General features: G+C 40.8%; 6 protein-coding genes. 4 read left to right on the top strand and 2 right to left on the bottom strand.

Annotation, left to right across the window (positions count from 1 at the left end):
* Positions 1-41: 41 nt before the first annotated feature.
* Positions 42-302: an NDH complex assembly factor CRR9 gene (locus CUN59_RS19195; protein ID WP_104389341.1), complete on the bottom strand. Its 261-nt coding sequence runs from the start codon at positions 300-302 to the stop codon at positions 42-44.
* A 114-nt stretch (positions 303-416) separates the two neighbouring features.
* The gene (locus tag CUN59_RS19190) at positions 417-1715 is read right to left on the bottom strand and encodes an ABC transporter substrate-binding protein (protein ID WP_104389340.1); all 1299 of its coding nucleotides are present in this window, start codon (positions 1713-1715) and stop codon (positions 417-419) included.
* Between the two features lie 166 nt (positions 1716-1881).
* Between CUN59_RS19190 and pilM the strand changes: the two genes are divergently transcribed.
* The 4 genes from pilM to CUN59_RS19170 all read left to right on the top strand — a co-directional run bounded on the left by pilM (position 1882) and on the right by CUN59_RS19170 (position 6993).
* Positions 1882-2988: a type IV pilus assembly protein PilM gene (pilM, locus tag CUN59_RS19185; RefSeq protein WP_104389339.1), complete on the top strand. Its 1107-nt coding sequence runs from the start codon at positions 1882-1884 to the stop codon at positions 2986-2988.
* 4 nt (positions 2989-2992) lie between these two features.
* The gene (locus CUN59_RS19180) at positions 2993-3790 is read left to right on the top strand and encodes a PilN domain-containing protein (protein ID WP_104389338.1); all 798 of its coding nucleotides are present in this window, start codon (positions 2993-2995) and stop codon (positions 3788-3790) included.
* Complete coding sequence (locus tag CUN59_RS19175) at positions 3787-4554, top strand: pilus assembly protein PilO (protein ID WP_104389337.1); 768 nt, start codon at positions 3787-3789, stop codon at positions 4552-4554. Before CUN59_RS19180 ends, CUN59_RS19175 begins: the two co-directional genes overlap by 4 nt.
* A 72-nt stretch (positions 4555-4626) precedes the next feature.
* Positions 4627-6993 (top strand): type IV pilus secretin family protein, encoded by a 2367-nt coding sequence (locus tag CUN59_RS19170; RefSeq protein ID WP_104389336.1) that lies wholly within the window; start codon positions 4627-4629, stop codon positions 6991-6993.
* Positions 6994-7348 lie beyond the last annotated feature (355 nt).

Here is a 7348-nt window from a genome sequence, read left to right as displayed (position 1 = left end):
ATCTTGCGTAAGTCCTAATTTAATTAAAAATCAAATATTCTCTACCACTTCAAAAAAGACTCTTCAACTCCTTTCTCCTGTCTAAGTTTCGCATCAATTTCAAACCAAGTAATAATTTGTTTTGCCGTTAATTCCTCAATAGGAATATGATATTCCTCAGCAATATGTTGTAAAATCCGCAGAGAAGAAATTGTCAATCTAGTTAAAAACTTCTCAGGGGAAGATAACAAAGCTGCATCAACTTGTGCAGATTCATCAGCAGTTAAAAATTCGGTTGATGATTGATTAGGTGAAATATCCATAATGTTTAAAGTTCTGTTTAATTCCTAAGTTAAATTTCAATCCTTCAGGACTTTTCTGCACCACTAAGCATGACAACAGAAACTCCGCAAAAGTATCTAATCCCCCATCATCAATTACCGATTATCCCATTGCTGGGCGGCATCTTCCAGAGCTTTATCTACTGTTTTTTGTCCTAACATGGCCGCTTGTAAATTTTCGTAAATTGATTTTTGCAAAACTTTAAAATCTTTCATTTTCGGGGTTAATACCTCAGCTTTTTGTAATTGTGTGGCACTAATTACCCGCCCCTTTTCCGATGTGGTAGCATTAGCAGGAACTTCCTTAAAATAACTATCCGATAAAGCCTTAACTGTAGAAGGTAGAACATTAGCAGCTTTAGCAAAGGCTAACTGGTTTTCATCATTGGTAACAAATAAAGCAAATTTAACAGCCTGATCAGGATATTTACTATCACGAGGAATCACAATATTCATCACAGCAACATTTTTCTTACCTGTATCACCCGTAATTTGTGGGGCAATTGCCGAAGCTTGGGCAACCTTGGGGGAATTATTCGCAATAGTTTTCAGAAACTCAGGCCCAGAAGCTAAAAAAGCCGTTTCTCCAGATTGGTATAAATCTATAGCATGACGATGCCCTTGAGTTAAAGATTCTTTCGGCAACAAACCTTTTTTATACAAATCTACCCAATATTGAAAAGCGGCTTTTCCTTGGGGGGTATTAAACCCAGCTTTACCATCAGCATTAACTAGGGTTACACCCATTTGTACCAAGGATTCTAGGACTTCACCAGAGTCTTGGGGAACAAAAGTGGCAAAGAAAGCATACTTACCTGTTTTGTCTTTAATTTGTTGCGCCATTTGCCCTAATTCTGCGTAAGTAGCAGGGGGTTTTGTAATACCCGCTTGTTTTAGTAAATCGGTGTTATAAATAGTTAATCTGGTAGTGAGATACCAAGGAATGCCAAAACTCTTACCATTGAGGCTACTTGCTTGCCAGATATTTGGTAAATAGGTGGAACGGACTGGACTAGGAATTTTGGCATCTAAATCTAACCAAGCATTTTTGCCGGCTAATTGGGAAGCAAAATCGGGATTAAGGTTGACAACATCTGGTGGGGTTTTTGCTGAGACTGCTGTTAAAATCTTATTCTCCATTGCTGACCAAGGCACATCTACCCATTTAACTTTGATACTGGGGTTTTGAGATTCAAAAGTCGTAATCAGACTTTGAAAGTAGTTGGTGAATTGCGGTTGGAGTTGCATTGTCCAAAACTCAATTGTGGCAACACCTGTTGCACCAGATTTGGGATTGTTAGCAACATTACCTGTGCTACAACTCACAATCCAACTAGTCAGTAAGCCGAGTAATGCCCAACAAATTAGTTGTTTAAATTTTTGCAATCGAATCATCTTTCTAGGTGGTAGTATTTTTAGAATTAACAGGGGTAAGAAAAAGGATAGAGAATTGTGGAAACTATAGGATATATCAATTTTGGTAATCGGTAACTAACAACCAAAAACTGACAACCAACAACTAACCTTAATATTTTGCTTTAGTAATGCAACGGGTAAAACAGTGCTGCAAACCTTGACTAGTTTATTTAATAAATCCAATAGCGGTATTGGAATTGAACTAGCACCCGAACGGGTCAACCTAGTAGAACTACGTAAACAACGCCGGACATTAAAAATTGAGTCTTTAATCTCTGTACCAGTACCAGAAGGTATATTTGCTGGTGGGCAAATTGCTGATTCTCCAGGAATGACAGAAATTATTCAGCAAGTGATTGCTCAAAGCAAAACCAAAGCTACCCGTGTAGCTACCTGTATACCAGGGAAAGACGCAATCGTCCGTTTGATTCGCGTACCGTCGGAATTAGATGACAAAGAGTTACGGGAAATGGTACTCAACTATGAAGCATCCTTACATTTGCCCTATCCCCGTGAAGAAGCTGATGTTGACTATCAAAAACTCGGCTACTTTGTAGACGAAGACGGCATCGAAAAAGTTGAAGTTTTGTTAGTGGCAACTCGCAAAGATGTCACCCAAACCTATTTGGATACCTTTGAACAGGCAGGATTAGCTGTTGATATCTTAGAAATTAACAGTTTTGCCCTCATTCGTACCATTCGTGATCAATTGCGGTTATTTAGCCCAGAAGAAGCAGCAGTACTAGTTGATATTGAATTTGATAGTACGGAAATTGCCATTATTATCAATGGTGTGCCGCAATTTTCCCGAACAGTTCCAATAGGAACTTATCAACTCCAAACCGCCCTATCAAGAGCGATGAACCTACCACCATCACGGGAAATGGATATGTTGGAAAGTATGACCATTCCAGTTACTCCACCAGACGCAGTTAATACTGGAGTCACTGGTAGTAATCCTGGTATGACTTCCATGTTAAGGGTTCTAGGAGAACTAGCTGATGAACTGCGTCGTTCTATTGATTTCTACCTCAATCAAAGTGAAAATCTCGAAGTCGCCCAGATTTTTTTAGCAGGACCAGGAGGTGGACTACAACAAATTGATGAGTTTTTTACTCAACGATTAAGTTTACCTACTACTCAAATAGATCCTATAGCTTCTTTGTCCTTGGAGGTAGATCCCGAAAAATATCCTTTAATTAAACGTCCTGGCTTGGGTATTATCCTGGGTTTAGGAATGCGGGAGGTGTAATCAAATGTACAGCCTAGATATCAACTTTCTCAAAGACCGACCAGAATATCAGAACCAATCTCTAACCGGGATTAAAACTCCAGCAACCCGAATGCAACTGGGAAATTTGACTCCTGTTTATATAGGACTGGTAATAGGGTTAGTATTACCAGCTTTGGTATTTGCTGGTTTATCAGTCCTGCAAGGGAAAACTGCCGAACTCACCCAAGACATTGGCAAACTAGAGGAAGAAGGTAAGACTTTAGATGGCAGAATCGCTAACATCAAAAAACTTAAAGCCGAAGCAGACAGTATTAGCAGCCAAAACAAAGCTTTAGTTACAGTTTTTGATCAGATTCGTCCTTGGTCAGCCATGTTACAGGATTTGCGCGATCGCATTCCTAACAAAGTGCAAATCGAAACCATCAGACAAGTTGCTGCAACACTTCCTGGTAAAGCCCCCGTAACCGCAACCCCTACTAATCCGGCGGGATTCTTAGAACTTTCTGGTTATGCTATGTCCTATGGTTTTGTTAATGATTTTGCCCTCAGCTTGGGACAATCCCAATTTTTGAATCCCCTAGAAACCAAAATCATGACAACCGAATTAATAGATGCACCAGCAATTACAGGTTTTATTCCCCCACGGACAAAAACAACCAATGTCACAATAAAACCCCTCCAAGTAGTCAAATACACTATTAAAACAGGTTTGAGTAGCGTGCCAGCATCTGATTTAATTCCAGAATTAGAGAAAAAAGGCACAGTTGGACTAGTAGATAGACTTCGTAATATCAAAAAAGTAGGAGTCATCGGCCAATGACACTGAGTGAAGAGTTTAATTTTTCAGAAAAAGGTACGCAAACGGCAAATGCTGCCCCTGTCGTCTTTGGAGTAACCCTTACCCCAACTATTATTGGTGGTGTAGTCGGCTTTTTAGGTGTAGCCAGTACTGGTTATATGATGTTAAATATGGTCATGCCCGCTTGGGATGCCTATCAACAACAAATAACCAAACGTGATCAACTCCAAGCACAAGTTGATCAAAAGAAAGCCCAAGCTGGACAAATTGGTAAAGTAGAAGCCAACCTAGCCACTGCTAAAGAACAACAAAAACAAGTTTTAGCTTTATTTGCAGATGAAAAAAGTTTAGATACCCTCTTACTAGATACCAGCCGCTTAATAGATTCTAGTAATGGGCAAAATATCCGCAATGGTGTTAAAGCTAAAATGAAAAGATTTATTCCTACTTCTGAAACACCCGTGGTCGTAGAAGATGGTAGTTTTGGCGCGGAAGTAAACGGCAAACTTAAACGCAGTACCTTTAATGTGGAAATTGAGGGTAATTTTGAACAAACCCAATCAATCATGAGAAACATTGAGCGATTGCAGCCTTTATTGTTAGTTAAAAACTATAATTCCAAATTGTCTCCTCCAGAAACTTCAGGAGATAAAGATAATCCTGTGCTAATAGGTATCGGTAAACTGACAACAACTTTTGAATTAGAGGCTCTCATGCCACTAACTAATGAAGAAGTAGCTGATTTAGCAGCTAAAGCAGCCGCAGCCAAAGTTCCACCAAAATAGGCGAGAGGCAATACTTCGACTTACCAATTACCAATTACCAATAAGACTTTTATTTTATGTGAGGGATGAACTGTGAAACAGTTTAATAATAATGTTTTTGTATTAGGTGCAGCAGCTTGTGTGCTTTTAGCAGCCCAGCCAGTTTTGGCACAATTAACACAAGTGACAGATGTTAAACTCAGTCCCATTGAGGGCGGAGTTAGTGTAATTTTAAGAACTGCGGCTGGCGATCGCCCCCAAGTATTTACAACCAAAAAAGATAAATCCTTAGTTGCAGATGTTATTAATGCCCAACTGCGTTTACCCAAGGGTGATAACTTCCGTCAGGAAAACCCCGCCCCAGGCATCGCTTTGATAGAAGTTAAACAATTAGATACTAACAGCATTCGCGTCACAGTTACAGGGATTGATGATGTACCCAGCAATCAACCCGTAGTGCAAAAAGATAATAATTTTACCCTTGGTTTTACTACCACCACCAATTCCACAGCATCGGCTACCACTAACCCCACAGACAAAGTATCAGCCGCACCAGCCACAACCAACCCTACAGATAAAGTACCAGTAGCACCGGCTACCACATCTGAATACAAACCAGATGAAACCGGTAAACGCCCCGATGTCCTAGTCCCTAATCCTCAAGTCACCATAGACGGTAAAATCGCCCAAGCCGCAGGCCCCAATCAACCCTATAACCAAGCGCCTCCTTTCCTCCCCAGAGCCGTCGCCCCACCAGTAGGAGATATTACCCAAGCTAACATTGATACATCACCCACAGCCATTGATTTAGGCACTCAAGAAAGAGTTCCCCGCTTAGTGTTGCGTGATGCACCCGTGAGGGAAGTTTTATCACTGTTGGCGCGGGCTGCGGGGCTGAATTTGGCTTATAGTGGTGGTGAAGGAGAAAAGAAAGAAGGTGCTAATTCCTCTCAAACAATTTCCCTAGATATAGAAAACGAACCTGTGCAAGATGTCTTTAACTACGTCCTGCGTTTGAGTGGTTTAGAAGCTAACCGCACCGGACGGACAATTTTTGTCGGGACTAAATTACCTAACTCCAGCCGTGATAATGTCATGCGGAGTTTACGACTCAATCAGGTAACAGTGGGAGTTGCCTTAAACTTTTTGGTTGGTATGGGTGCTGAAAGTGCCGTAAGTCGTGAAAGACAAGTTACTAGCGTTGACGCTGTACCTGTGGGGACTGGAGTTGCTCCCATTACCCAAACTCAGACGACTACAGAAACGAAAATTGAAACTAAACGGGTTGACTATAAAGACTCAACGCCTTTTCTAAGAGGTTTACAGGCTTTAGGAGACGAGCGTACCAATTCTGTAACATTAATTGGTTCTCCTAAACTTGTAGAAATGGCAGTATCCCAATTAGTACAGCTTGATGTCCGCCGTCGCCAAGTAGTTGTGAACGTCAAGATTGTTGATGTTAGCCTATTGGGAGATCAACTTTATAATACGAGTTTTGCCTTTGGCGTTGGTAATAATTATTTCTCTGTTGATGGTGGTGCAGCAAGTTTAAATTTTGGTGGTTCTCGTCCACCTACCAGTGCTGAAGTTAGGAATAGCGTACTTCCTGCACCTACTACTGCTAATCCAGTGGGTAGTGCAAATATTTTTTTGAATAACCCAGAAGATGTAAATCGAGTCTCAGGCAGTGCTGGTATTAGTTCTGATCCAACAACAGCAGGGGTTACACAATATACTCCTGGAACTCCAGCATCCGGTAATAGTTCTGGAACTCCACCCACATATAAGATAGAACTACCAACTTTATACCAATTTCCCAAGCGTCTTTTAGCAAGTTTACAGGCGCAGGTGACAAGCGGCAATGCCAAGATTCTGACTGATCCTACTCTGATTGTACAAGAAGGTCAAACGGCTAATGTCAAATTAACTCAAGAAGTAATAGGAAACATTACAAACGAAATTACCCGTGGTGAAGGTTCTACGACACAAACTGTAACAGCGAACAAGGAGGAAGTAGGGTTAACCCTAGCTGTGAAAGTTGATCGTATTGACGATAATGGTTTTGTTTCTCTATCAGTTGCACCTGTAGTCAAAGCACCTCAAGCACCAGCAAGTATTAATGTTGGGACAGGTTCTCAAATAATCTTTTTGGTATCTGAACGCTCTCTAAATTCAGGCACAATTCGTCTACGAGATGGTCAAACCCTAATTCTCAGCGGTATCATTCAAGATCAAGACAGAACAACTGTTGCTAAAGTTCCTATTTTGGGTGATATTCCCCTCCTGGGTTCGCTGTTCAGAAGAACAAATAGAACCAATGAACGTAGAGAGGTAATTGTATTACTCACACCTCAAGTTATGGATGACTCCGAGCGTTCTGCCTATGGTTATAACTACAATCCTAGTCCCCAGGTACGGGAAATGCTAGAACGTCGTGGTTTCAAAGCTCAACCTCGATAGTTGTTTCTTACTAATTGGTTTCCACAATACTCGATTTATGGGAAAAATCGGGCATTTTTACGTGATTGTTTGATGATTTTTGAGCGATAGCGAAGCGCTTTTTACCCATGCCCCCTAACCCCCAATTCTGGGGGGATAAGGTAAGGATTCAGGATAGAAAATACTCTAAGTCAGGAAAATCAAGGCTTTTGGAGTAAGTTATGATGATTTTTAAGAAAATATCACTTGCCTGTATTCCTGATTTTATAAGCATTCTGACTCCTGACTCGGTGAATTCTTACGGAATAAGAATTTTAAAGTCCCCCAATTTTGGGGGATCTAGGGGGCTAAATAAGCACAAAACGAAGACAGATAG

Origin of the sequence: Cuspidothrix issatschenkoi CHARLIE-1 (assembly GCF_002934005.1) — a bacterium.
GTDB lineage: Bacteria > Cyanobacteriota > Cyanobacteriia > Cyanobacteriales > Nostocaceae > Cuspidothrix > Cuspidothrix issatschenkoi.
This window is presented reverse-complemented; position numbering and strand designations above follow the sequence as displayed.

What these genes read in the sequence shown, in the direction of transcription:
- CUN59_RS19195 (WP_104389341.1), bottom strand. Translation starts at nt 302, where the DNA reads ATGGATATTTCACCTAATCAATCATCAACCGAATTTTTAACTGCTGAT.
- CUN59_RS19190 (WP_104389340.1), bottom strand. Translation starts at nt 1,715, where the DNA reads ATGATTCGATTGCAAAAATTTAAACAACTAATTTGTTGGGCATTACTC.
- CUN59_RS19180 (WP_104389338.1), top strand. Translation starts at nt 2,993, where the DNA reads ATGTACAGCCTAGATATCAACTTTCTCAAAGACCGACCAGAATATCAG.
- CUN59_RS19175 (WP_104389337.1), top strand. Translation starts at nt 3,787, where the DNA reads ATGACACTGAGTGAAGAGTTTAATTTTTCAGAAAAAGGTACGCAAACG.